This is a genomic window from Tenggerimyces flavus (assembly GCF_016907715.1).
Taxonomy (GTDB): domain Bacteria; phylum Actinomycetota; class Actinomycetes; order Propionibacteriales; family Actinopolymorphaceae; genus Tenggerimyces; species Tenggerimyces flavus.
Genome location: NZ_JAFBCM010000001.1, coordinates 6,117,385 through 6,139,915 on the forward strand (window position 1 = coordinate 6,117,385; position 22,531 = coordinate 6,139,915).

The following is a 22,531-nucleotide window of genomic DNA, read 5'->3' on the forward strand; positions in this document are numbered from 1 at the left end:
GACCTGCCGGCATCGCCAGGCCGTTTTGGGATGTTCACCGCGCTCCTGGTCTGGCGCGGCCTCTGAGGGAGTCTTCTTTGGGTAGCGTGACGGCGTGCGTCGCCATCGGGATCTGCCCAAGGACATCAAGGACACGCTGCCGCTCGAGCGGGGTGAACGGGTGCTCGCCGCCGCTCCGGACGCGAGCGCGCGGTGGTGTGCGGGTACCGACCGGGCGCTCTACCTGCCGGGCGACGACGGCGCGGTCGTCCGGATCCCGTGGCAGCAGATCGAGCACGCCGAGTGGGACCAGGACGCCGACATCCTCCGCGTGACCGAGTCGGCGCCGTTCGGCGAGCAGCTGCCGTTGCGGGTCGTACGCCTCGAGGAGCCGCCCACGCGCCTGCTCAGCCTGATCCGCGAGCGCGTCACGGCGAGCGTCGTAGTGTCCCAGCACGTACCCCTGCGCGGTCCTCTCGGCGTCCGCGTGGTCGCGCGCCGGCGGCCGGGCAGCGACGAGCCGATGGTCTGGTCGGTGGCGTTCGACGAGGGCCTCGACCCGGACGTACCGGGCGTGCTCGACGCCGCCGAAGGAGCGCTCGCGGAGGTCCGCGGCCAGGTGGAGCCGTGAGGCGACTGGCCGGTGCCCTGTGCGCCGTCGCCCTGCTCGCGGGCTGCATGCCGGAGGCGTCGCGGTCGACCTCGGCTCCGGAGCCGTCGGAGCCGCCCGCTTCTCGCTCTGCCGAGCCGGTACCGCCGACGAACGAGCCTCAGCCTGAGCCAGGGGAGAGCCCGCAACAGCAGGACGAGAACGGCTGCCCCACGGGCGGCGGCGGGTCGCTCAGCACGCTGGTCTCGTACCTCGACGCCGCGCCGAGTCCGGCGTGGAAGGACCGTCCGGTCGTGCGGCTCTGCTTCGACGTACCCGCGGACCGCCGCGTGGTGACGGGGCACGAGACGGTGTCGTTCAAGCCGGACCGGCAGACATGTGAGCTCGTGTTCCGTGCATGGCCGAACAAGCCGGACTCCGCGGTCAACGGGACGAAGCTCGAGGTCAAGACGGTCGTCGTGGCCGGCGAGCCGGTGACCCCGCGAGTCGAAGCGGCGGGGGCGCCGAAGGGGGTGCCCGGAACGCTGATCCGGGTGCCGTTGGCGAGCTGCCTGAAGGCCGGGCAGCCGTTGACGGCGGATCTGGACTTCACGCTCACGTTGGGGCCGGACGGGGACGAGCGGGCGAGCTACTCGTCGGAGGACAAGACGGCGTGGCTGGCGACCGCTTTCCCCTTGCTGGCTTGGGAACGTGACCGGGGTTGGGCGACCGAGCCAGCGGTGAACCTGTTCGGTGAGATGACGACGAGCGAGGAGTTCGACCTCGAGTCGTTGCTGGTGATCGCGCCGTCGAGCGACGAGGTGCTGGGCACGGGCCGTTCGGAGGGGGCGGTGGCAGGTCCGCGGGCTGGCACGACGGCGCACAGCTTCTCCGCGGACGCCGTACGCGACGTGGCGGTGACGGTGGGGGAGCTGACCGTCGTCGAGCGTGAGGTCGGCGACCTGACGGTGCACGTGGGAGCGCCGGCGGCTGGGTCCGAGGTGTCGCCGGACGTCTGGGCGGACGAGACGGTGGCGACGATCCGTTCGCTGGTGTCGGAGCTGGGCGACTTCCCGTACGACGACCTGTGGGTGACGATCGCGCCGGACGTGTCGAGCGGGATCGAGCTGGCGGGGGCGATCCAGTTCGGCGACATCGACCCGCGCGAGTACAAGGCGCTGGTGCCGCACGAGGTGGCGCACATGTGGTTCTACGGGCTGGTGGGGAACGACCAGGCGCGGGATCCGTGGCTGGACGAGGCGTTCGCGGAGTATGCGGAGACGCTCGTGAACGGCCAGGAGTCCTCGGCGTCGTCGTTCGTGGCCCCGTCGGCGGTGCGGAACCAGGTGGGGCGGCCGATGGCCTGGTACGCGGCCCAGCCGGACTCGGCCGACTTGTACGCGGCGGGGGTGTACCGCCAGGGCGGGGCGATGCTGCACAAGGCACGCGCGGCGGCGGGGCCGGAGGTGTTCGACCGGCTGCTGCGGGAGTACATCGAGACGTACGCCCACACCATCGCCACGCCCACCTCGGTGGCCCGGGCCTTCGCCTCCGCCCCGGCCGCCCTGGCCGTGATGCGCGAGTACGGCGCCCTCCCACGCTGAGCGCCAACCCGTTCGTCTCGACGTCGGCCCGGCTGCTAGTCTTTCCTGCGTTGTCCGGCATGCCCGGGCATGGTCCCGCGTAGCTCAATTGGCAGAGCGTTCGGCTGTTAACCGATAGGTTGCTGGTTCGAGTCCAGCCGCGGGAGCACCCCACCTGACCAGGCCTCCTGAGGCCTGGCACCCCTCCGCCCGCCGCTAAGCTCGGTCCGTCGCGCAGCACAAGGGGCGGTAGCTCAGCTGGTTAGAGCAGGGGACTCATAATCCCTGGGTCGCGGGTTCGAGTCCCGCCCGCCCTACCCGCGAACCTGCAGTTCAGTGCCTTGCCCGTGCCGTCGTCCGACTGCCCGCCGTGTTCGGCTTCGTGGATCGGCCTACCGGAGAAGACGACCTTCGGGATCCTGTTCATCGCGCCGGCCTCGGGGCAGTGCGGCGAGGAGCGGGATCGCGGCGATCTTCTCCTCGGTGAGCGCGTCCCAGTCGATCCGACCGGGCGCACGGCGGTGGTCGCCGCGGCAGTCGATCACGCGGTCCGGCGTCACGACCAGGTCGACACGTACGTCGTGCGACGTCTCCGGGATCTCCCCCGCGCGCCGTACCTGCAGCGGGTGCACGGTCGTCACCACCACGGTCGACGCGCCGATCAGTCCGGCCTCGCTGGCGAGCGCGAACTCCAGGTCCGAGAACCCACCGCCCTTGCCGAGCCGGGCGCCGTCCATGCCGGCCGCCACGCTGCCGGCGACGACGAGGTCGACCGGCGTCAGCTCGTCAACCCGTACCCGGCGGGCCGAACGCGAGGCACCCTTGATCGACGACGCCTTCCGCGGTGTGTCGGCCAGGTCCTCGGGGTCGAGCAGGAAGAACGGCTCGGGCTCGGCCAGCCGCGGAACGGCCATGTAGACGAGCTTCCCGTCCTCCAGCGCGCGCTGCCGTACGGGCCACTGCGCGGCGTCCGGGTTGGCCTTGATCGTGCGCGCCTTCGCCCACTCCGGCGTCGCGCGGAGGCGTTCGGCGGCCGCCTCCGAGCCGGTGAACGAGGGGATCCGCCCCACCGCGCCGGGGAACCGGGCGACGTGCGCCTCCCTCATCGCCGTCCAGACCTCGTCGCGCAGGGCCGCCTTCGCGGCGAGGAGGTCGGCCGGACCGCCGGCATCGTGATCGTGACGAGGCATCCGCCCAAACTAGCCCGTCGCGAGGTGTCCATCCCGGCCGCGGCCGTTCGTCGACTGGGCATGACGACGACGATGACACCAGAGCGGATAGCGGCGCGGCCAGCCAGGGCACGGTTCGTCCGCGACGGACTGGTGCTGGGGCTGCTGACGGTGCTCGGCCCGTTCGCGATCGACATGTACCTGCCCTCGCTGCCCGCGATCGGCCGGTCCCTCGGTGTGGGTCCGGACGCGGTGCTCGTGAGCCTGACCGCGTACTTCGCGACGTTCGCGCTCGGACAGCTGGTGTTCGGGCCGATCTCGGACCTGGTCGGCCGCAAGCCGCCGCTGTACGCCGGGGTGCTGCTGTTCCTCTTCGCAAGCGTCGGGTGCGCCTTGGCGAACGACCTGCCGACGCTGATCGCGTTCCGCGTGCTCGAGGGCATCGGTGGCGCGGCCGGCATGGTGATCGCGCGGGCGGTCGTCCGGGATCTGCACAGCGGGCACGACGAGGTGCGGCTCCTGTCGGTGCTGATGCTGGTGTTCAGCGTGTCGCCGGTGCTCGCGCCGATGGTCGGGAGCCTGGTGATCGCCGGTACGTCGTGGCAGGTGATCTTCTGGCTGATCGCCGTTCTCGCCGTCGTCGGGCTCGTGCTCGCCGTCGTGCTGATCCCGGAGACGCGGCCGCGCGAGCTGCGTTCGGCGAGCATCGGCGAGGTGTGGAACGCGTGTGGACGGCTGTTGCGGCACCGTACGTTCGTGGGCTTCACGCTCGTCGGTGCTTGCGCGACGGCGGGGTTCTTCGCGTTCCTCGCGAGTTCGTCGTTCGTGTTCACCGGGCAGTACGGGCTGTCGCCGATGCTCTACAGCCTCGCGTTCTCGGTCAACGCCGGCGCGTTCTTCGCCGGTATGCAGCTGAGCGGGCGGCTGGCGCGGCGCTACGGGCTGCGCCGGATCGTCGTGGTGTCGGTCGCGGCGTACGCCTTGGTGACGGTGCTGCTGCTGGCGCTGACTGCGGCCGGCATCGACCACCTCGCCGTCGTGATCGCACTGCTCTTCGTGGCGTTCACGTTCCTCGGCCTGGGCGGCCCCGCCGCCTCCGTGCTGGCCCTCGCCGACCACGGCGACATCGCCGGCACAGCCTCGTCGCTGATGGGAACCATCCAACTCGTCATCGGCGCCGCCCTGATGGCCGTGACGAGCACCTTCGCCAACGGCACCATCCTCCCCATGACCACCGCCGTAGCCGCCTGCGCCCTCCTCGCCTTCGGGCTGACGTTTACCCTTGCAGGGAAGGGAAAGTAGCCCTCGGATCAACGCCGGCGAAGGCGAGGGCGATGAAGAAGCCGGCTGCTTCTTCGAGCTGGCGGGCGCGGGTGAGGGAGCCGAAGACGTGGGGTACGCCGCCGGCGTCGCGGACCAGGGTCGAGACGGTCTCCATGGCTGCTGGGTCGTTGCCCGCCAACGGGACGGTCAGGTCGGCTGGCCAGGCTACGGCTGGGACGAGGTGGAACGCCTTCACCACAAGGGATCCGGGCGCCAGGCGGGCGATCTCCTCGGCCGCCGAGACGCCGCCGGGGACGAGGTGGTCGCCCACGGCGTGGGTCACCGCGTTCGTCGGGTCGATCACCACCACGCCGGCGAGGTCGCCGGCCGCACGCAGCATGGGCTCCACGCCTGACCAGGGGACGGCCAGCAGGACCGCGTCCCGATCCCGTACCGCCTCCGCCAACGGGGCCGAAGCGGCGCCGATCTTCGAGGCCGCCGCCGCTGCCCGCGAGGAGGAACGGCCCGCGATCACCACCTCGTGTCCGGCCGCGACCCACGCGGCGCCCAGTCCGACGGCCACGCCGCCGTTGCCCAAGATCCCGATTCTCATGCGGGCTACCGTAGAAAGGTCGACGCACACCAGCTGGTAGGAGACGAGATGGCGCCTGACAAGGTCCTCGTGGACTGCCAGCTCAGAGCGGCGACCGAGCTGTTCGAGCACCGCTGGGACGTGCTCGTCGACGGACCGCTCAAAGCACTCGCCGACTGGACGCAGGAGTACGGCAGCGACCTGCTTGACGCGCAGGAAGAAGCTCAGGCGAGGTACTCGCGCAGCGCCATCGAGTAGGTGCCGCCGCGGAGCTTGGCCAGGGTCTTCGCCTCGATCTGGCGGACGCGTTCGCGGGTCACACCGAAGCGGCGGCCGACCTCTTCCAGGGTGTGGATGTGCCCGTCGGCAAGGCCGTAGCGCATCTGTACGACGTTGCGTTCCCGCTCCCCCAGCTGCGCCAGCGCCGAGTCGATGTGCTCGCGCATCAGCAGCGACGCGGCGGCTTCGACCGGTACGACGGCGTCGACGTCCTCGATCAGGTCGCCGAGCTCGGACGCCTCCATCTCACCGATCGGCGTGTGCAGCGAGACCGGTTCGCGCGCCAACCGCAGCAGCTCGCCGACCCGCGCCGGCTCGACGTCCACGACCACCGCCACCTCGTCCGGCCGCGGGTCGCGACCGAGCTGCTGGAACAGCTGCCGCTGCGCACGCAACACCCGGTTGATCGAGTCGACCACGTGCACGGGTACGCGGATCGCGCGCGACTGGTCGGCCAGCGCCCGCGAGATCGCCTGCCGGATCCACCAGGTCGCGTACGTCGAGAACTTGTAGCCCCGCGCGTAGTCGAACTTCTCCACCGCGCGGATCAGGCCGAGATTGCCCTCCTGCACAAGGTCGAGCAGCGGCAGGCCGCGCCCGGTACAGCGCTTCGCGACCGACACGACGAGCCGCAGGTTCGCCTCGATCAGCCGGCGCTTCGCGTCGTTCCCGATCCGCACCAGCGCATGGAGCTCGGCAGCGGATGCGACGACGTTCTGGCCGTCGGCGAACGTTCCGGTCGCGAGCTGCTCCTCGGCGAACAGACCCGACTCGATCTGCAACGCGAGCTCGACCTCGAGCGCGGCCGTGAGCAACGGAACGCGGCCGATCTCCCGCAGGTATTGCCGTACCAGGTCGGGCGAACGATCACGCGAATCGCCAAGTATGACAACGGGTTCGTCCGGCTCGTCGGCTTCTTCGGTGGTCGCGGGAAGATCAGCCGGCGGCTCCTCGTCGACGGGCGCGACCAGTTCCTCGCGGTCGTCCGCCTCGGCGAGCTCGAGGTGCCGTCGCTGCTCGGGCGGACGGGTCAGAGAGTCCTTGACGTCGGCTCCGTGAGCCGCCGCCTCCAGCGCGGAGACCGGCACAGCGCGACTCCCCTCCCGCAGGGTTCGGGTTGGCACTGCTCAGTCTGCCCGTCCACGATGCGCCACGTTCGCGGTTTCCGATAAGACCTTTGGTCACGTTCGCGCACCAAGCGTGCGAAACCCGAGCAACCCAGGATCTAAACGGCACCACATCACAGCGCACGACCGGAGTTGAAACGCCCCGTCCCTGAGTCGCGCTCGCGGACACCGAAGCGGCGCCCCTCACCACTCCAGGCTGGTACGTGGAGCACCCGACCCACAAGGCGACGGCCGGAAAAGGACATTCGGACCGCTCCGGACCTGTCCGGAAAATGCCCGAAGGGCGCCCTCCTGCGCGGAGGACGCCCTTCGTGTACGAACGAGCGATGTGGTCAGTCGGACGAGGCGAACGCCGCGTCGAACGAGGCCGCGGGCGGCTCGATCTCCTGCAGCGCACGTACGATCTTCAGCGCCTCGGGTGCGCCGTGCAGGCGGTCCATCCCGGCGTCCTCCCACTCGATCGAGATCGGCCCGTCGTACCCGATCGCGTTCAAGGCGCGGAAGCTGTCCTCCCACGGCACGTCGCCGTGCCCGGTCGACACGAAGTCCCACCCGCGCCGCAGGTCGCCCCACGCGAGGTGCGACCCGAGCCGGCCGTTGCGGCCGTTGCCGACGCGACGCTTCGCGTCCTTGCAGTCGACGTGGTAGATCCGGTCCTTGAAGTCGAAGATGAAGTCGACCGGGTTGAGGTCCTGCCAGACGAAGTGGCTCGGGTCCCAGTTCAGGCCGTACGACTCGCGGTGGTCGATCGCCTCGAGCATGCGGACGGTCGTCCAGTAGTCGTACGCGATCTCGCTCGGGTGCACCTCGAACGCGAACTTCACGCCCTCGGAGTCGAAGACGTCGATGATCGGGTTCCAGCGGTTCGCGAAGTCCTCGTACCCGGCGTCAACCATGGCTTGCGACGCCGGCGGGAACATCGCGACGTACTTCCAGATCGACGAGCCGGTGAAGCCCACGACGGTGTCGACCCCAAGAGCGCGCGCGGCGCGCGCTGTCACCTTCATCTCCTCGGCGGCCCGCTGCCGGACGCCTTCCGGATCGCCGTCGCCCCAGATCTTCGAGGGGAGAATGTCTTTGTGGCGTTGGTCGATCGGGTCGTCACAGACCGCCTGACCCTTGAGGTGGTTGGAGATCGCCCAGACCTTGAGGTTGTACTTGTCGAGCACCTCCCGCTTGGCCTTGACGTACCCCTCGTCCTCGACGGCCTGCCAGACGTCGAAGTGGTCGCCCCAGCAGGCGATCTCGAGGCCGTCGTAGCCCCATCCCGAAGCCAGCTTGCACATCTCTTCGAACGGCAGATCGGCCCACTGGCCGGTGAACAACGTGACTGGACGTGGCATCGAAACAACCTTCCCTACTTGTCGACCGTGACCCAGCCGGAGGAGTTCGCCGCGCTGCGTTCGACGGCGTCAAGAACGAGTTGCACCTGCAGACCTTCGGCGAACGTGGGCGACGGGTCGGTGTTGTCGCCGATCGCCGTGAGGAGGTCGTACGCCTCGTGGGTGAACGTGTGCTCCCAGCCGATGATGTGGCCGGCGGGCCACCAGGCACCGACGTACGGGTGCTCGTTCTCGGTGATGAGCAGGCGGCGGAAGCCCTGGATCCGGCTGTCCTCCTCGGCCAGGTAGAGCTCCAGCTCGTTCAGCCGCTCCAGGTCGAACGCGAGCGAGCCCTTCTCGCCGTTGATCTCCAGCCGCAGGCCGTTCTTCCGGCCGGTCGCGAACCGGGTCGCCTCGTACGTCGCGATCGCGCCGCCGGACAGCCGCGCGGTGAACAGCGCCGCGTCGTCCACCGTCACCTGGCCGTGCTCCTCCGAGCCGGTGCCGCGCAGGCCCTCGGTCGACGCGACGAGCGGGCGCTCCTTGATGAACGTCTCCAGCAGCGCGCTGACGCCGGTGACGGACTGCCCGGTGATGAACTGGGTGAGGTCGACGATGTGGGAGCCGATGTCGCCCAGCGCGCCCGAGCCGGCCTGGTCCTTCTGCAGCCGCCACACGAGCGGGAAGTCCGGGTCGGTGATCCAGTCCTGCAGATACACCGCGCGGATGTGGCGGATCGTGCCGAGCTTGCCCTCGGCGACGAGCTGCCGGGCGAACGTGGCGGCAGGAACGCGGCGGTAGTTGAAGCCGACCATCGCGCGGACGCCGTTCTGCGCCGCGGCCTCGGCGGCCTCGACCATCGCCCGCGCCTCGTCGACGGTGTTCGCCAGCGGCTTCTCGCACAGCACGTGCTTGCCCGCCTGTAGGGCCGCGATCGCGACCTCGGCGTGGTTGCCGCCCGGGCTGCACACGTCGACGAGCCCGATGTCGTCGCGGTCGATCACGCGGTGCCAGTCGGTCTCGTACGACTTCCATCCGAACTTGTTCGCCGCGGCCTTCACGTTCTCTTCATTGCGGCCCACGATCGCCGCCATGTCGACCGTGAAGGGCACGTCGAACGCCGAGTTCACGGTACGCCAGGCCTGGGAGTGCGCCTTCCCCATGAACGCGTACCCCACCATGCCCACGCCCAGCGTCGGCTTGCTGTCGGTCATGCCATTCCCTTCCGTCTACCTCACTCCGAGCAAATGGTCCATCGCGAGCTGGTCGAGCCGCTCGAAGCCCATGCCTCGGCTCGCGAGGGCGTCCACATCGACATCCTCGCGGCGCAGGTCGGCCACCGTCTCGCCGGCGTCCAGGGTCGGCCGGGCCAGCTCGTCGAGCTTCGACGCAGCGAGCGCCTCCTGGACCTCGGGATCCGCCCGGAATGCCTGGGAACGTTCCCGCAAGATCAGGTAGTTGCGCATGCAGCCGCGCGCCGACTCCCAGACGCCGTCCAGGTCCTCGGTGCGCGGAGGCTTGAAGTCGAAGTGTCGCGGCCCCTCGTACCCGCCGCGTTCGAGCGTGTCGACGGTCCAGAACGCGCCGCGCAGGTTGCCGGCGCCGAAGCGCAGGTCCTGGTCGAAGCGCGGGCCGGTCTGCCCGTTCAGGTCCACGTGGAAGAGCTTGCCGTGCCAGAGGGCCTGCGCGATGCCGTGGGCGAAGTTGACGCCGGCCATCTCCTCGTGGCCGACCTCGGGGTTGAGGCCCACCAGCTCGGGATGCTCGAGCTCGTTGATGAACGCGAGCGCGTGCCCGATCGTGGGCAGCAGGATGTCGCCGCGCGGCTCGTTCGGCTTCGGCTCGACGGCGAAGCGGAGGTCGTAGCCCTGCTCGAGGACGTAGGCGGACAGGACGTCGAACGCCTCCTTCATCCGGTCCAGCGCGGCCCGGATGTCCTTCGCGGCGCCCGACTCCGCGCCCTCGCGGCCGCCCCAGCAGACGTACGTCTTCGCGCCCAGCTCGACGGCGAGGTCGATATTTTCGACGACCTTCCGGATCGCGAACCGGCGGACGGCCCGGTCGTTCGCGGTGAACCCGCCGTCCTTGAAGATCGGGTGGCCGAACAGGTTCGTGGTGGCCATCGGCACGATGACGCCGGTCTCGTCGAGAGCCTTCCGGAAACTTCCGATCGCCTGGTCCCTTTCGGCGGCGCTCGCGCCGAACGGGAAGACGTCGTTGTCGTGGAACGTGACGCCGTACGCGCCGAGCTCGGACAACTTGTGGACGGCGGCGGCCGGGTCGAGCGGCGCCCGGACGGCGTCGCCGAACACGTCGACGCCCTGCCACCCGACGGTCCACAGGCCGAACGAGAACTTGTCCGCGCGGGTCGGCGTGTAGTCGTCTCGCGCTTCGCCGAGGTAGTTCATGTGCGCTGAGCCCTCTCCAGGTGCCGCCGTCCGGGACCGGTCGCACGGGCTCCGAAAGTTTCGGAACAACCGCGGAACGTTCCCGGCTGACAGTTGATCTTCCGTCGCAGTCTTTCGTAGCAGGCTGCCGGGCCCGCCAACAGGTCCACGCCTGGATTGGACTCGATAAGACAGGTCTGGAGAGTGGAATCGGGCGCGGGGCTCAGTCCGCGCGGCGAAGCTCCATCATGAAGCAGCCGTACTCGGCGTTCCGGGCGTGCACGAACGAAACTTCCGGATCGGCCAGCAGCCGGGCAGCCTCGGTCTCGACGTCGTCGGACGGCCCGACGATCACGCCGCCGTGGATGCCGCCGACGCCGTTGTAGGCGCGCAGGATCTTGGTCTTACCGTCGAACCACTTCCGCGGGATCCCGCCGCCGGCGTACCCGGGGCACTCGTCGGCGTGCACGAAGACCGGACCGACCTCGTCGTACGGCGCCAACGTCCCGGTGGCGCGGCCGGCGACCGGCGCGTACGAGATCAGCATGAACCGATCCGACGCCGTCGAATGCGTCAGGCAGCACCGGAGCTGGTCGCCGGGATCGTTCGTCCGGATCTCGAACGGCGTGCCGTAGTCGTCGTGCCCCTGCGCGCGGATCCGCTTCAGGTAGTCGGCGGGGATGGCCACCGCCTGGAGCTGAGAGGTCGTCATGTCTCCTGAGCATGCCGCCGCACCGGAGGCTCTGCCGGCGGGAATCGGACACCGCTTTCCACCACCCCACCTCACTCCCAACCCGCTGTCCACAGCTCGCGCGACTTTACCCATCGAGATGGGGTTTCGCGGCGCCAGCAATCGGTTGCCAACCCCGCTTCGGTGGGTGAAGTGCGGGCGAGTTGTGGGAGACCGCTTTCCGGCGGCTTAGATCAGGACGTGATGAAACAAGTGGCAACCCCTTGACGCGACATCTCGGACGTGCCGAGACTGGCCAGGAACTCGCGTCTCCACGTCTCCCCACGTCTCGGAGGTGCTCGGATGTTCGTGCGCATTTTCGCAGTCCTGCTTGCGATCTGCCTGCTCCCTGCCGCGCCTGCGGTTGCCGCTCCGGACGTCTTCACCCATCCCGGCGTGCTCGTCAGCGCCGCCCAGCTCGACTTCGTCCGGGGCAAGGTGAACGCGAATGCCCAACCCTGGAAGGCCGCCTGGGACCAGATGATGGCGAGCCGGTACGCCAGCCTCAGCCGCGTACCCAAGCCGCGCGCCGTCGTCGAGTGCGGGTCGTACTCCAACCCCAACCTCGGCTGCACCGACGAGCGCGAGGACGCGATCGCCGCGTACACGTTGGCGCTCGCGTGGTACGTGACCCGCGACAACCGCTACGCCACCAAGGCGATCGAGATCATGGACGCCTGGTCCAACACGATCCGGGACCACACGAACTCCAACGCTCCACTGCAGACCGGCTGGGCCGGCTCGTCCTGGCCGCGAGCCGCCGAAATCATCAAACATGCTTACGGAAACTGGCCGAACGCCGGCCGCTTCGCCACCATGCTGCGCACCGTCTACCTGCCCAAGATCATCAACGGCAGCCACAGCAACGGCAACTGGGAGCTCACGATGATGGAGGCCGCCGTCGGCATCTCCGTCCACCTCGACGACAAGGCGAACTACGACCGCGCGATCGCCAAGTTCAGAACGAGAGTCCCCGCGTTCGTCTACCTCACCAGCGACGGCGCTCTCCCGCGGACGGCTCCCGGCAGCGGGCTCGACACCCGCGACGAGATCATCGGCTACTGGCACGGCCAGACCACGTTCGTCGACGGCCTCAGCCAGGAGACCTGCCGCGACTTCACCCACACCGGGTACGGCATCGCCGCGATCGCGAACACGGCCGAGACCACGCGGATCCAACGCCAGGACCTCTATCCCGAGATCGGCGACCGGCTCCGCCACGCGCTCGGCTTCCACTCCAAGTACCAGCTCGGCACCGCGCCGCCGTCCTGGCTCTGCGGCGGCTCGCTCCACCTGGGGCTCGGCCCGGTCACCGAGGTTGGCTACAACGCGATGAGCTTCCGGCTCGGCAACGCAATGACCAACACCAAGACGCTCACCGAACGCCAGCGCCCCGCCGGCACCAACAACCTGTTCGTCGCCTGGCAGACGCTGACACACGCGAGCAACCCGAACTGAGCGCCGCAAGATCGGAGAAGACGCGGCTCGACGGCCACGTCTAGCGTGAGCGGCATGATCACGCGCATCCATTCCACGACCGTGCTCGTCAGCGACCAGGACAAGGCACTCGCGTTCTACATCGACAAGCTGGATTGGGAGAAACGAGCGGACTCCCCGTTCGGCGAAGACGGAGCGGGCAGGTGGTTGACCGTCGCGCCGGAGGGTGCGGCGACGGAGCTGGTGCTCGGCACGGCGGCGATGTACGAGCAGACGCCGACGTCGGCGATCGTCTCCAGCGGCATCTCGCTGACGGTCGAGGACCTCGACGCCACGTACGCCACGCTGACCGAGCGCGGCGTGGCGTTCGAGAAGCCGCCGGAGACGATGCCGTGGGGCACGAGGGCCGCCTGGCTGCGCGACCCGGACGGCAACACGTTCTTCCTGTCCGAGTAGAGCCTCAGCCGTAGAGCGACGACTGGGCCTCGGCGTAGGCCGCCCGGATCTGCTCGCCGGCGGTCTCGTCGATGTCGTCGCGCACCGTGGTCTCGCCGAGGTCCCAGTGCGGCGGCGCGGCGCCGTCGGCGTACGCCCAGGCGGCCTGCCGGGCCGCGCCCAGCGCGACGTACTGCGCCGGCGGCGGCACCGAGATCGGTACGCCGAACACGGTCGGCGCCACGGCCTGGACGACCGGCGAACGGGCCGCGCCGCCGATCAGCAGCACCCGGCGGACGGCGACGTCCTGCGCGCGCAACGCGTCCAGCCCCGCGGCCAGCCCGCTGAGCATGCCCTCGACGGCGGCGCGCGCCACGTTCTCCCGCGTCATCGCGCCGCGGCGCAGGTTGTGCAGCGAGCCGGCGGCGGTCGGCAGATTGGGCGTGCGTTCGCCGTCGAGGTACGGCAGCAGCACCAGCCCGCCGGCGCCGGGCGACGCGGCGAGCGCGAGCTGGTTGAACTCCGGCAGCGAGACACCGAGCAGCTCCGCCGTCGCCGAGATCACCCGTGCCGCGTTCAGCGTGCAGACGAGCGGCAGGTAGCGGCCGGTCGCGTCGGCGAAGCCGGCGACGAAGCCCGACTCGTCCGCGGTCGGCTTGTCGTGCACGGCGAAGACCGTCCCGCTCGTTCCCAACGAGACCACGACGTCGCCCGGCTCGAGGCCCAGGCCGAGCGCCGCGCCCATGTTGTCGCCGGTGCCAGCCGACACCGCGACGCCGGCGGCGGTCGAGCCGGCCAGCTCGGCCGGCCCCAGCACGCGGGGCAGCTGGGGTACGCGGCCGAACGCGAGCTCGAGCAGGTCCGTGCGGTACTCCCCGGTCGCCGGCGACCAGTACGACGTGCCGGACGCGTCGCCGCGGTCCGTCACGGGCTCGGTCTGACCGGTCAACCGCCAGGTCAGGTAGTCGTGCGGAAGCATCACGGTCGCGACCCGCGCCGCGTTCGCCGGCTCGTGCTCGGCCAGCCAGGCGAGCTTGGTGACGGTCATCGCCGCGAGCGGAACGGACCCGGTCGCCTCGACCCACGCCTTCGGCCCGCCGAGCTCCTGAACGAGCCGGGTGGCGGCGTCGGCCGAACGGGTGTCGTTCCAGAGCAGCGCGGGACGTACGACGTCGCCGCGCTCGTCCACCGTCACCATGCCGTGCTGCTGGCCGCCAACGCCGATCGCGACGACGTCGCCGAGCAGCCCGTCGCCGGCCTGCTGGAGCGCGTCCCACCACGCCTCCGGCGGGCACTCGGTGCCGTCCGGGTGCTGCGCCGTCGCTTCAGCGAGCACGTCGCCGGAGTCGGCGTCGCAGATCACGACCTTCGTGGACTGGGTGGAGGAGTCGACTCCCGCGACCTTCGGCATGCCCTCGATCCTAGGCCGCGACTTCGCCGACTCTCAGCCGTCGCTCGGCGACGCCGAGCAGACGCGCGTGCAACCGGTGCAGCAGATCGTCGGCGGCGCGGCCGAGCCGCACGTCCCAGGTGCGCTCGGCGGCACGGCGCGCGGCCCTGCGGTGATCCGCGGCATGGTGCGCACCGGCGAGGGCCAGGGCCAGGTCGCCGTCGGCGATCGTCGCCTCGACCGGGCACGCCGGGCGGGTGTGGGCAGGCACATGCTCGAGGGTGTGGGTACTGAGCACGTAGCGCAGTGGGCCGGGATCGCCCAGCCCGCCAGGGGCGACCGTGAGGCTGACGTACTGCGCGAGGAGGCCCGCTGCCGCGCTGACGGAGAGCGCGGCGACGTTCTCGCCCTGGTCGCCGCCGTTGCCGGCGATGTAGCGCTGGTCGTCGAGGTCGCCGGCACGGTCGGCGGTCACGGCAGCCAGGTTCAGCTGTCCGTTGCAGGCCAAGCACGGCCGGCCGGGGCGGACGACGTGCGAGCGCCAGGTCGCCCCTCGCATGCCGTTGCCGTCGGAGAAGGCGTCGACGCCGATGCCGCCGTCGACGACCGGGATCAGGTGCGCGTACGCCACGCTGTTGAGGACCGCCCGAGCCCACGGACGGTCGACGCAGCTGAAGATCACGTCGAAGTCGAGCGCCGCCGCCAAGCCCGCTGGCTCACAGACGCTGAGCTCCGAAGTCTCCAGCCGCAAGCTCGCCGCCGTCGCGTTGAGATCGACGAGCCGTCCGACCACGTCGACCTTCGACCGGCGCAGCCAGGCGTCGACCCGCGTCGCGCCGACCAGCCGGTCGAGGTTGTGCTCCTCGACGGTGTCGAAGTCCATCAGCCCGATCCGCGTCACCCCCGTCGCCGCCAGCCGCACCGCGACGTCGAGACCCACCGACCCGGCGCCGACGACGAGCACGGCACGACGCGTGAGGTCGCGGTGTGTCCGCTCGCCCCACGAGGCAACGGTGCGGGCCTGGCCGCGCCGCGTCCTGGGCGGCGGAACGAGGTCGTCGTTCCAGCTGACGACGAGCCGGTCGCCGACGACCCGGACGTTCTCCGCGACCGTCGCCCCGACGTCGCGGTCCCAGTGCCGAGCGGTCCAGCTCTGGTCGCTGGCGAGCGTCAAGCCCACGAGCGGCAGCCCGGTGATCTCCTGGGCGAGGTCGGCGTAGGCGGCCTCGGTCTCCCGGTCCGCACCGCTCACGCCCTGCCAGCCCTGCTCGCCGGGGTGGCCGTGCGCGAGGATCAGCCCACAGCTGTCGGCCCACGCGAGCGTGGCGGCGCGACGTACGTACCTGCCGGTGAGCGCGGCGTTGCCACGGAACCCAAGCTCGCCAGGCTCGGGCGGAACGAGCCGGCGCACCAGAGCGGTTCGCCGGGTCGCGCCGGTGGAGGGGCGGTAGGTCGCGAGGCGGACATCCTCCCGGCCGTCGAGGAGCAGAGCCCGAGCGAGGGCGTCATGGGTGTCGGCGGTCATCGCGACCGAGGTCCGCTGGGTCATCGCGCGGTGGCCAGGACGCCGCGTACGTGGGCGACCCACGCCCGCACGGGGTCGGCGTCACCGCCCCAGCCGTCGACCTGTCGCGAGTGCCGCAGCCAACCCGACCTGGTCGACCGCTGGCTGTTGGTGGCGGGCAGCACGACGACGGCCGGCAGATGGATCCAGTGCGGCGGGGCCATCGGCCACCCGGTGAGCTCGGCAACCTCGACCGCGGTCTCCACGAGGTCGACCCGGTAGACGACGAGCCCGTCGCGTACCTCGGGGTGAGCCCGCAGGCGACGCAGCCCTTCGACGAAGGCGGCTACGTGGTCGCCGGTCACGCGACGTCGGCGTTCCGGCGGATGGTGACGAACCGCGCGCCCGGGTGGACCTGGACGAGATCGTGGCCGGCGAAGCGGCTGGGCGCAGGAGGCTGACCGCGCAGCTCACCAAGGTCGTACAGCGTCGGGTCGACGCCGGCCAGGCGGAGCAGCTCGGCGACGGGGTGCCACGGGACGCGGGTCTGGTAGACCCGGCCGTCGATGGTGAACGGGACGCTCGGCCGCAGTTCGGTGGGCTTGTCGGTCATCGTGGCTCCTCTCCTGCCGGGGCCGTCTGCTCCCGGTCACCCTGCTGTCGGCCGGCCGGGTGCCGGTGAAAGAGCGCCACGAAATCTGGCTGTCGTCTTTCACGGACGGCGTGGGAGCAGACAAAGAGGATCCCCTCCGGACGCCACGCCAGACCAGGAGCGCGGTGAACATCCGGTACCGGCCCGGCGATGACAACAGTCGACTCGCGGGTTTCCCCAAAAAGAGCCTGACGAGTTCTGAATGTCGTCTTTCACGGACGGCGTGGGAGCAGACAAGGTGTACGAGATGGCCGAGCCCGCGACCCCCGTTCCCCGCAGCCACCCGCTGCTGCGGGATCGCGCCCGGTTGGAGAAGATCAAGAACAACATGCACGTCCAGATCCAGCTCGTGCTGCACCGCAGGCGCGTCTCCGACGACGTCGCGCTGCTGCTCCCCGGGGGCGGGTCCGTCACGGACGTCCTGCAGGACGCTCTGGTCGCTCTGCTGCGGACGGATCCCGCGAACGTGCGGACCACCTGGGAGGCGCTCGGCACCGCGATCGCCCGCAACAAGGCGAAGGACGCGCTGTCGAAAGCGACGAGAGGCCGGCGCAAACGGGGTGCCGAGCCGGGTGCGCCGGACGAGGTGACGCTCGTGGCGCTCGACGAGGACGTCGACGCCGTCGACACCTCCCTCGGCTCCGACCCCGAGACGGCGTTCGTCGCTGCCGAGCAGCTCCGGGTGTTGCTGCGCCTGGCGCGGGCGACGTTGACGGAACGGGAGAGCCAGATCTTTCACGCCGGCTTCTACCGGACGAAGACCGACAAGGAACTCGGCGAGCAACTCGGGATCTCGGGCCAGGCCGCCGGACAACAGCGCCGTCGCATACTCAAGAACCTGTACGAGGTCGCTCGACGAGACAAGTCCTTCCCGACGCTCAACGTCAGCGACGAAGGGAGCTGAGATGATGGGAAACAGCGACGCCGTCGACGACGTCCTCGCGGCGTTCTCAGATCACCTCGAGCACGGAAGTCCGCGCCCCGCGCTCGACCAGCTCGACCCGCGCGACCGGCAGTTGGCCGAGGACCTGATGCGGCTGATGGAGACAGGTCAGTGGATCGACCCGTCGGCGTCGGCACCGTCGCTCGAGGCCTTGCTCGCCGGCACCGAGTTCGCCGACGCACTGCCGCCCGTCGCACTTCCCGTCGAAGCGCCCGTCCTGCACCGGATGCAGGATCTGCTCACCGACGTCGATCCTCGCGTCGAGACGCACATCGACGACAGGGGGTTCTTGGCCTTCGGTTGCCTCGACCTGCTCGCGCAGTTCCACCCGCTCGACACCGACGACCCATGGCTTCCGGAGAACGCGCTCCGCGCGCTGTTCGACGCGGACAGCAACCTCGACTTGGTGGCGCTGGTCGCCGTACGGACCGACGAACTGCTGACCCGAGTGGTCACGCGCTACACCGTCGACCGCACCATCTCCACAGCTGCCCACCACCCGGTTTCGCTGGTGCCGGCGGTCCTGCCCCTTGCCGTTGCGGGTCGGGCGATCATCGAGGAGAGCGCGCCGGAGTGGGGCGAGTTCGGTCTCGACCACGCAGCGCCCGACCTCGTCGACGTCGGCACTCTCGAGCTGGAGGTCGCGACCCGCGTACTGGCCGAGGAAGCCAAGCGGCGCTACCAGGGCGACAAGGCCGTCGCCTACCGCTCGCTCGTCGGGAACGAGCGCCGCCTCGTGGAGCTCCTCACGACCGCCACGCGACCGGGACAGCCCGTCGACCTCGCCGCCGAGGTCGACCACTTCATCAGGCAGGTCGCGTGATCCGCGGTCTGCGCCTGCGCGGCTGGCGTTCGTTCGAGGAGCAGTCCCTCGAGCTTGCGCCGGGCCTCACGTTCGTGCTCGCTGACAACGGCGTCGGCAAGACCTCGTTGATCGAGGCCGCCGCGTGGGGACTGTACGGTCAGCTCTCCGGCGTCGACGCCGTCGCCGCTCGCCGCATCGGCGCCGACGAGACGAGTGTCGAGCTCGAGGTCGAACTTCCCGACCTGCGCGTGCTCGACATCCGGCGGGCCGTCGACGCGGGCGGAGCAACCGACGTCGCGGCGAAGCTCGCGGGAAAGACCGTGGGCGCCGCGAAGCTCGACGCCATGCTTGCCGAGGCGTTCGGGGCATCGGCCGACTTCCTCGCGAGGACCACGACCGCACCAAGCAGCGCCGTCTACGACCAGAAGCAGAGCGCGTTCGCCCTCCGTGACCACCTGGGCCGGGTGCTCGGAGTCGACGACCTGATCGACGTCGCGGACCGGATGCGGCAGCTACACGACCAGTACGAAGCCGAGGCGAAGAGTTTCCGCACCGCTTCACGGCGTGCCACGGCAGACCTTGCTGACCTGACGGACCAGCTCGACGACGCCCACGAACGACTCGCGGCGCTGAACGACCAGCGGGCCACGTTGCGCGACGAGCTCGACACCGCCGAGGACCAGCTGCGACAGGCGCGCCGTGACGTCGAGGCGGGCAAGCGCGCCGCGGCGGCACACGCCGCTTTCCAGGATGCTCACGCCATCGCGCGGGACGCCCTGCCCACCGACCGGAAAGTACGCCGCGTGCGGACGATCGACAACCTGGTCCGAACCCTGGAGGACGCCGAGCGGTCCGCCCTGGCCTCGGTCGACGAGCTTCGCCAGACCCTCGCCGTCGTCGCCGGACGCCGCGAGGCGATCACGAGCGCGGCGGCTGAGCTCGACGAGGCGTCCGGGACCTGCCCAGTCTGCCGACGTCCGCTGAGCGAGGAGGACGTCGAGCACGCTCGGCAAGGTCACGACTCGGACCTGGCAGCACTGGAGTCCGGTCGCGTCACCGGGCAGGCGGAGCTCGCGCAGGCGAGCCAACACCTCGTCGCCGTACGTCGGGCCCTGCGGAAGGCGCTCGCGGTCCCGTCACCCGTCGACTCGCCAGCCGCGGAGAGTACCGACGTGGACGCCGCACGCGCCGCCGTCGAGGCGGTGCGCGCGCGTCACGACGACGTCTCCGAGCACGTGGCAACCGCCCGGGCCGCGCGGGCAGCGCTGGAGACGCAGATCGCCACCGAGCAGGCGGCCGCGACGGAGCGGGAGGAGTCCCTGCTGGCACACCGTCGGGCGGCGGTGACGCGTACCGCCGCCCTCGTTGCCCGACAGACCGCGGACCAGCTGCTGACGGAGCGCATCGACCCGCTGGCCGCCGAGGTCCGCGCCCGCTGGAAGCGCGTGTTCGGCGACCGCGGCGCACTCCAGCTCCGCGCCGACGGCCGGTTGACCCTGCGGCGCGGGGTCGACGACATCCCGTTCGAGTACCTCTCCAGCGGCGAGAAGGTCGTCGCGCTCCTCGCCGTCCGACTGCTCGTGCTCGGGTCGTCGACGCGGTCGTCGTTCCTCTGGCTCGACGAGCCGTTGGAACATCTCGACCCCCGCAACCGCCGACTCGCCGCGTCGCTGATGTCGGCCGCCGGCGCGCAGGTGAGACAGGTCCTCGTCACCACCTACGAGGAGGATCTGGCGAGGCGACTCGCCCGCCGCGGACAGGCCTCCCTGCTGCGGGTGCGCTCGGCCGACGCGGCATGGCCGCCTGGGTCCGACCTGCCGTCTTAGCCTCGATCCTTCGTCCGGCGGTGGGTTCGCCCGGCCCTGCCCTGCGCGGGGCCAATGATCATGTAAACATGATCAGCGGCCCCATTACGTGGGGTAGACGCCAGGTAGAGCGGCCACTGGCCGCGTAAGGCGACCACGACGCCTCACCCAACGGAGCGCCTTCTTCACGAGCCAAAGTCGCCCACAAACGATGAAGTCCCGAGGCTTAGTCCCCGATGATGCAGAACAGGTTGCCCTCGGTGTCGGCGAGTACGACGAAGTCGGCGCCCTCCGGGTAGACCCAGTCGGGCTTGGTCGCGCCGAGCGCGAGCAGCCGTTCGACCTCGGCCTGCGCCTGGCCGGGCTCGGCCCACAGGTCGAGGTGACTGCGGTCGGTCTCGTCCACATGCACCCGCGTGCCCTTGCCGGACGGGTCGAAGAGGAAGTCCTGGTTGTGCTCGTCATGCTCATAACCGAGCGCCTTGGCCCAGAACTCGGCACCGCGGTGTCGATCGGCGACGTTGACGATGATCGCTCCGATTTTCAGCATCGCCGCATCATCGCAGGTCGACTACGCCAAGCCCCCGGCCGCGCGAGCCCGAAGGTCTTGGCGCAGCTTCTCCAGCCCGACCAGCTCGCCGAACATCCGGTTGTACGTCTCGGTCTGCTCGACCGGGTTGGTCCGCTGCAGCCGGGACTTCAGGTCGTTGACCTTCCGCCCGATAGACAGCTCCTGCACGCGGGCGACGAGCGCGCCGGCGTACTTCGGGCCGGGCTCGCCCGTCGAGCGCACCGGCTCGACCGCGAGCGCGGAGACGAGCGAACGGACGGCGTCGTCGGTGGCCTTGTCCTGCACGTTCGACACCCACACGTCGCTGCCGACCGCGGTGCCTGCTCCCCCGGCCGCGCCGATCGCCTGCCGGATCGCGACGTACGCCGGGTGGGTGAAGTCGGTGTCCTCGAGCACGTCGAACTCCGGTCCGACGGCGGTCGGCATCTGGATCGCGCACTTGAGCAGCTCGCGCTCGGAGGAGATGCGCGGGTCGTTCGGGTGCGGCATCGGGATCGTCGCCACCGCGACCGGGGCGCCGGCCGTTGCCGGCGCCACGGGGCGCTGGCCCGCGCGGTTGCCGCGGCCCTGCTGCCCCTGACGTCGCGGGTCGGCGGCCCGGCCGACCTCGGCGCGGACCTCCTCCATGTCCATGCCGAGCATGCCGGTGAGCTCGCGGCTGAACGCGGCGACCTTCGCCTTGTCGCGGATCGAGGCGACCAGCGGCGCGGCGGCGCGCAGCGCGTCGACGCGGCCGTCGGCCCGGTCGAGGTCGTAGCGGCGCAGGACGTTCGTCAGCACGAACCGGTAGAGCGGCACTCGTCGCGCGACCAGGTCACGGACCGCGGCGTCGCCCTTCGCCAGGCGCAGGTCGCACGGGTCGAGGCCGTCCGGCTCGATCGCGACGTACGTCTGGGCGACGAACTGCTGGTCGCCCTCGAACGCCCGCAGCGCCGCCCGTTGCCCGGCCTCGTCGCCGTCGAAGGTGAAGATGACCTCGCCGCGGAACTCGTCGTGGTCGAGCATCAGCCGGCGCATCACCCGGGCGTGGTCCTCGCCGAACGCGGTGCCGCAGGTCGCGACCGCCGTGGGCACGCCGGCGAGGTGGCAGGCCATCACGTCGGTGTAGCCCTCGACGACCACCGCCTGTGCGCGCTTGGCGATCTCGCGGCGGGCCAGGTCGACGCCGTACAGCAGCTGGCTCTTGTGGTAGATCGCGGTCTCGGGCGTGTTGAGGTACTTCGCCTCGACCCGGTCGTCGTCGAACAGCCTCCGCGCGCCGAAGCCCACGACGTCGCCGGACAGCTCGCGGATCGGCCAGAGCAGCCGGCCGCGGAACCGGTCGTACGGGCCGCGCGCGCTGGTCGCGACGAGGCCGGACGCCTGCAGCTCCTCGTCGTTGAACCCCTTGCCGCGCAGGTGGTCGAGCAACGCGGAGTTGCCGCGCGGCGCGAAGCCAACACTGAACTGCTCGGCCGCCGCCTTGTCGAAGCCGCGGCTGGACAGGAAGTCGCGGCCCTTGGCGGCGTCGCCCGCGGCGAGCAGCTGCTCCTGGTAGAACTCGGCGGCGATCCGGTGCGCCTCGACCAGCCGCGCCCGCGTGTTGTGATCGCGCCGCTCCGGCCGCGCGCCGCCGTCCTCGTACCGCAGCTGGACGCCGGCCTTCAGCGCGAGCCGTTCGACCGCTTCGGCGAACCCGATGCCCTCGATCTTCTGCAGGAACGAGATGACGTCGCCGCCCTCCCCGCAGCCGAAGCAGTGCCAGAACCCGACGTGCGGACGCACGTTGAACGACGGCGACTTCTCGTCGTGGAACGGGCACAGCCCCTTCATCGACCCGACGCCGGCCTGCTTGAGCGTGACGTACTGCGAGACGACCTCGTCGATCCGGGAGCGCTCGCGGACGAGCGCGATGTCCTCGTCCCGGATCCGACCTGCCATGAGTGTGGAGTCTACGACCGCGCCCCACCCGACTCACCGGCAGCGCTCG

General features: G+C 70.5%; 22 protein-coding genes and 2 tRNA genes. 11 read left to right on the plus strand and 13 right to left on the minus strand.

Features of this window, described 5'->3' with window-relative positions:
- Positions 1–94: 94 nt before the first annotated feature.
- From JOD67_RS28770 to JOD67_RS28785, 4 genes are all read left to right on the plus strand, one after another.
- A complete protein-coding gene (locus JOD67_RS28770; protein ID WP_205120835.1) occupies positions 95–610 on the plus strand; it encodes a hypothetical protein in 516 nt (171 codons plus the stop codon).
- Entirely contained in the window at positions 607–2,172 is a 1,566-nt protein-coding gene (locus JOD67_RS28775; protein ID WP_205120836.1) for a M1 family aminopeptidase, read from the plus strand. The genes JOD67_RS28770 and JOD67_RS28775 overlap by 4 nt, the downstream gene beginning before the upstream one ends.
- Positions 2,173–2,245: 73 nt before the next feature.
- Positions 2,246–2,318, plus strand: a tRNA-Asn gene (locus JOD67_RS28780).
- A 76-nt stretch (positions 2,319–2,394) separates the two neighbouring features.
- Positions 2,395–2,468: transfer RNA gene (locus JOD67_RS28785), tRNA-Ile, on the plus strand.
- Between the two features lie 75 nt (positions 2,469–2,543).
- Here the strand turns inward: JOD67_RS28785 and JOD67_RS28790 are convergent.
- Complete coding sequence (locus JOD67_RS28790) at positions 2,544–3,341, minus strand: 5-formyltetrahydrofolate cyclo-ligase (RefSeq protein WP_205120837.1); 798 nt, start codon at positions 3,339–3,341, stop codon at positions 2,544–2,546.
- Here JOD67_RS28790 and JOD67_RS28795 point away from each other — a divergent pair.
- Positions 3,330–4,622: a multidrug effflux MFS transporter gene (locus JOD67_RS28795; RefSeq protein ID WP_205120838.1), complete on the plus strand. Its 1,293-nt coding sequence runs from the start codon at positions 3,330–3,332 to the stop codon at positions 4,620–4,622. The two genes, JOD67_RS28790 and JOD67_RS28795, sit on opposite strands and share 12 nt — an antisense overlap.
- Here JOD67_RS28795 and JOD67_RS28800 read toward each other — a convergent pair.
- Positions 4,597–5,196 carry an NADPH-dependent F420 reductase gene (locus JOD67_RS28800; protein WP_205120839.1) on the minus strand — a complete coding sequence of 200 codons (600 nt, stop codon included), beginning with the start codon at positions 5,194–5,196 and terminating at the stop codon, positions 4,597–4,599. The two genes, JOD67_RS28795 and JOD67_RS28800, sit on opposite strands and share 26 nt — an antisense overlap.
- A gap of 48 nt (positions 5,197–5,244) precedes the next feature.
- Between JOD67_RS28800 and JOD67_RS28805 the strand changes: the two genes are divergently transcribed.
- On the plus strand, positions 5,245–5,433 hold the full coding sequence (locus JOD67_RS28805) for a hypothetical protein (protein ID WP_205120840.1): 189 nt from the start codon (positions 5,245–5,247) through the stop codon (positions 5,431–5,433).
- Here the strand turns inward: JOD67_RS28805 and JOD67_RS28810 are convergent.
- The 5 genes from JOD67_RS28810 to JOD67_RS28830 all read right to left on the minus strand — a co-directional run bounded on the left by JOD67_RS28810 (position 5,400) and on the right by JOD67_RS28830 (position 11,002).
- Entirely contained in the window at positions 5,400–6,542 is a 1,143-nt protein-coding gene (locus JOD67_RS28810; RefSeq protein ID WP_307782588.1) for a sigma-70 family RNA polymerase sigma factor, read from the minus strand. The genes JOD67_RS28805 and JOD67_RS28810 overlap by 34 nt on opposite strands.
- 371 nt (positions 6,543–6,913) lie before the next feature.
- A complete protein-coding gene (locus JOD67_RS28815; protein ID WP_205120841.1) occupies positions 6,914–7,924 on the minus strand; it encodes a sugar phosphate isomerase/epimerase family protein in 1,011 nt (336 codons plus the stop codon).
- Positions 7,925–7,938: 14 nt separating this feature from the next.
- Positions 7,939–9,117, minus strand: coding sequence for a Gfo/Idh/MocA family protein (locus JOD67_RS28820; protein WP_205120842.1), 1,179 nt, complete (start codon positions 9,115–9,117; stop codon positions 7,939–7,941).
- A 15-nt stretch (positions 9,118–9,132) separates the two neighbouring features.
- Positions 9,133–10,311: a xylose isomerase gene (gene xylA, locus JOD67_RS28825; protein WP_205120843.1), complete on the minus strand. Its 1,179-nt coding sequence runs from the start codon at positions 10,309–10,311 to the stop codon at positions 9,133–9,135.
- Positions 10,312–10,513: 202 nt separating this feature from the next.
- The gene (locus JOD67_RS28830; protein ID WP_205120844.1) at positions 10,514–11,002 is read right to left on the minus strand and encodes a DUF1203 domain-containing protein; all 489 of its coding nucleotides are present in this window, start codon (positions 11,000–11,002) and stop codon (positions 10,514–10,516) included.
- Between the two features lie 321 nt (positions 11,003–11,323).
- Here JOD67_RS28830 and JOD67_RS28835 point away from each other — a divergent pair, with 321 nt between their 5' ends.
- A complete protein-coding gene (locus JOD67_RS28835; protein WP_205120845.1) occupies positions 11,324–12,478 on the plus strand; it encodes an alginate lyase family protein in 1,155 nt (384 codons plus the stop codon).
- Positions 12,479–12,532: 54 nt separating this feature from the next.
- Positions 12,533–12,913 carry a VOC family protein gene (locus JOD67_RS28840; protein WP_205120846.1) on the plus strand — a complete coding sequence of 127 codons (381 nt, stop codon included), beginning with the start codon at positions 12,533–12,535 and terminating at the stop codon, positions 12,911–12,913.
- A gap of 4 nt (positions 12,914–12,917) precedes the next feature.
- Here JOD67_RS28840 and xylB read toward each other — a convergent pair whose 3' ends face one another.
- The 4 genes from xylB to JOD67_RS28860 are packed head-to-tail and all read right to left on the minus strand — an operon-like array spanning position 12,918 to position 16,399.
- A complete protein-coding gene (xylB, locus tag JOD67_RS28845) occupies positions 12,918–14,303 on the minus strand; it encodes a xylulokinase (protein ID WP_205120847.1) in 1,386 nt (461 codons plus the stop codon).
- Positions 14,304–14,313: 10 nt separating this feature from the next.
- On the minus strand, positions 14,314–15,831 hold the full coding sequence (locus JOD67_RS28850) for a HesA/MoeB/ThiF family protein (protein WP_205120848.1): 1,518 nt from the start codon (positions 15,829–15,831) through the stop codon (positions 14,314–14,316).
- Positions 15,828–16,151: a hypothetical protein gene (locus JOD67_RS28855; protein ID WP_205120849.1), complete on the minus strand. Its 324-nt coding sequence runs from the start codon at positions 16,149–16,151 to the stop codon at positions 15,828–15,830. Before JOD67_RS28855 ends, JOD67_RS28850 begins: the two co-directional genes overlap by 4 nt.
- Positions 16,148–16,399 (minus strand): hypothetical protein, encoded by a 252-nt coding sequence (locus JOD67_RS28860; RefSeq protein WP_205120850.1) that lies wholly within the window; start codon positions 16,397–16,399, stop codon positions 16,148–16,150. The genes JOD67_RS28855 and JOD67_RS28860 overlap by 4 nt, the downstream gene beginning before the upstream one ends.
- A 241-nt stretch (positions 16,400–16,640) precedes the next feature.
- Here JOD67_RS28860 and JOD67_RS28865 point away from each other — a divergent pair, with 241 nt between their 5' ends.
- From JOD67_RS28865 to JOD67_RS28875, 3 genes are read left to right on the plus strand one after another with little or no spacing between them, the layout of a single operon-like run.
- Positions 16,641–17,342 (plus strand): RNA polymerase sigma factor, encoded by a 702-nt coding sequence (locus JOD67_RS28865; protein WP_205120851.1) that lies wholly within the window; start codon positions 16,641–16,643, stop codon positions 17,340–17,342.
- 4 nt (positions 17,343–17,346) lie between these two features.
- Positions 17,347–18,204, plus strand: coding sequence for a hypothetical protein (locus JOD67_RS28870; protein WP_205120852.1), 858 nt, complete (start codon positions 17,347–17,349; stop codon positions 18,202–18,204).
- Positions 18,201–20,012 (plus strand): AAA family ATPase, encoded by a 1,812-nt coding sequence (locus JOD67_RS28875; protein ID WP_205120853.1) that lies wholly within the window; start codon positions 18,201–18,203, stop codon positions 20,010–20,012. Before JOD67_RS28870 ends, JOD67_RS28875 begins: the two co-directional genes overlap by 4 nt.
- A gap of 205 nt (positions 20,013–20,217) precedes the next feature.
- Here the strand turns inward: JOD67_RS28875 and JOD67_RS28880 are convergent, their stop codons facing one another.
- Both JOD67_RS28880 and dnaG read right to left on the minus strand, forming a co-directional pair.
- Positions 20,218–20,541, minus strand: coding sequence for a VOC family protein (locus tag JOD67_RS28880; protein WP_205120854.1), 324 nt, complete (start codon positions 20,539–20,541; stop codon positions 20,218–20,220).
- Between the two features lie 21 nt (positions 20,542–20,562).
- Complete coding sequence (gene dnaG / locus JOD67_RS28885; protein ID WP_205120855.1) at positions 20,563–22,482, minus strand: DNA primase; 1,920 nt, start codon at positions 22,480–22,482, stop codon at positions 20,563–20,565.
- Positions 22,483–22,531: the final 49 nt, after the last annotated feature.

Bases quoted from the DNA above. Each gene is read 5' to 3' on its own strand.
- JOD67_RS28850 (WP_205120848.1), bottom strand. From the start codon at position 15,831: ATGACCCAGCGGACCTCGGTCGCGATGACCGCCGACACCCATGACGCC.
- xylB (WP_205120847.1), bottom strand. From the start codon at position 14,303: ATGCCGAAGGTCGCGGGAGTCGACTCCTCCACCCAGTCCACGAAGGTC.
- JOD67_RS28870 (WP_205120852.1), top strand. From the start codon at position 17,347: ATGGGAAACAGCGACGCCGTCGACGACGTCCTCGCGGCGTTCTCAGAT.
- JOD67_RS28805 (WP_205120840.1), top strand. From the start codon at position 5,245: ATGGCGCCTGACAAGGTCCTCGTGGACTGCCAGCTCAGAGCGGCGACC.
- JOD67_RS28800 (WP_205120839.1), bottom strand. From the start codon at position 5,196: ATGAGAATCGGGATCTTGGGCAACGGCGGCGTGGCCGTCGGACTGGGC.
- JOD67_RS28830 (WP_205120844.1), bottom strand. From the start codon at position 11,002: ATGACGACCTCTCAGCTCCAGGCGGTGGCCATCCCCGCCGACTACCTG.
- JOD67_RS28840 (WP_205120846.1), top strand. From the start codon at position 12,533: ATGATCACGCGCATCCATTCCACGACCGTGCTCGTCAGCGACCAGGAC.
- JOD67_RS28865 (WP_205120851.1), top strand. From the start codon at position 16,641: ATGTCGTCTTTCACGGACGGCGTGGGAGCAGACAAGGTGTACGAGATG.
- dnaG (WP_205120855.1), bottom strand. From the start codon at position 22,482: ATGGCAGGTCGGATCCGGGACGAGGACATCGCGCTCGTCCGCGAGCGC.
- JOD67_RS28790 (WP_205120837.1), bottom strand. From the start codon at position 3,341: ATGCCTCGTCACGATCACGATGCCGGCGGTCCGGCCGACCTCCTCGCC.
- JOD67_RS28815 (WP_205120841.1), bottom strand. From the start codon at position 7,924: ATGCCACGTCCAGTCACGTTGTTCACCGGCCAGTGGGCCGATCTGCCG.
- JOD67_RS28880 (WP_205120854.1), bottom strand. From the start codon at position 20,541: ATGCTGAAAATCGGAGCGATCATCGTCAACGTCGCCGATCGACACCGC.
- xylA (WP_205120843.1), bottom strand. From the start codon at position 10,311: ATGAACTACCTCGGCGAAGCGCGAGACGACTACACGCCGACCCGCGCG.
- JOD67_RS28835 (WP_205120845.1), top strand. From the start codon at position 11,324: ATGTTCGTGCGCATTTTCGCAGTCCTGCTTGCGATCTGCCTGCTCCCT.
- JOD67_RS28860 (WP_205120850.1), bottom strand. From the start codon at position 16,399: ATGACCGACAAGCCCACCGAACTGCGGCCGAGCGTCCCGTTCACCATC.
- JOD67_RS28820 (WP_205120842.1), bottom strand. From the start codon at position 9,117: ATGACCGACAGCAAGCCGACGCTGGGCGTGGGCATGGTGGGGTACGCG.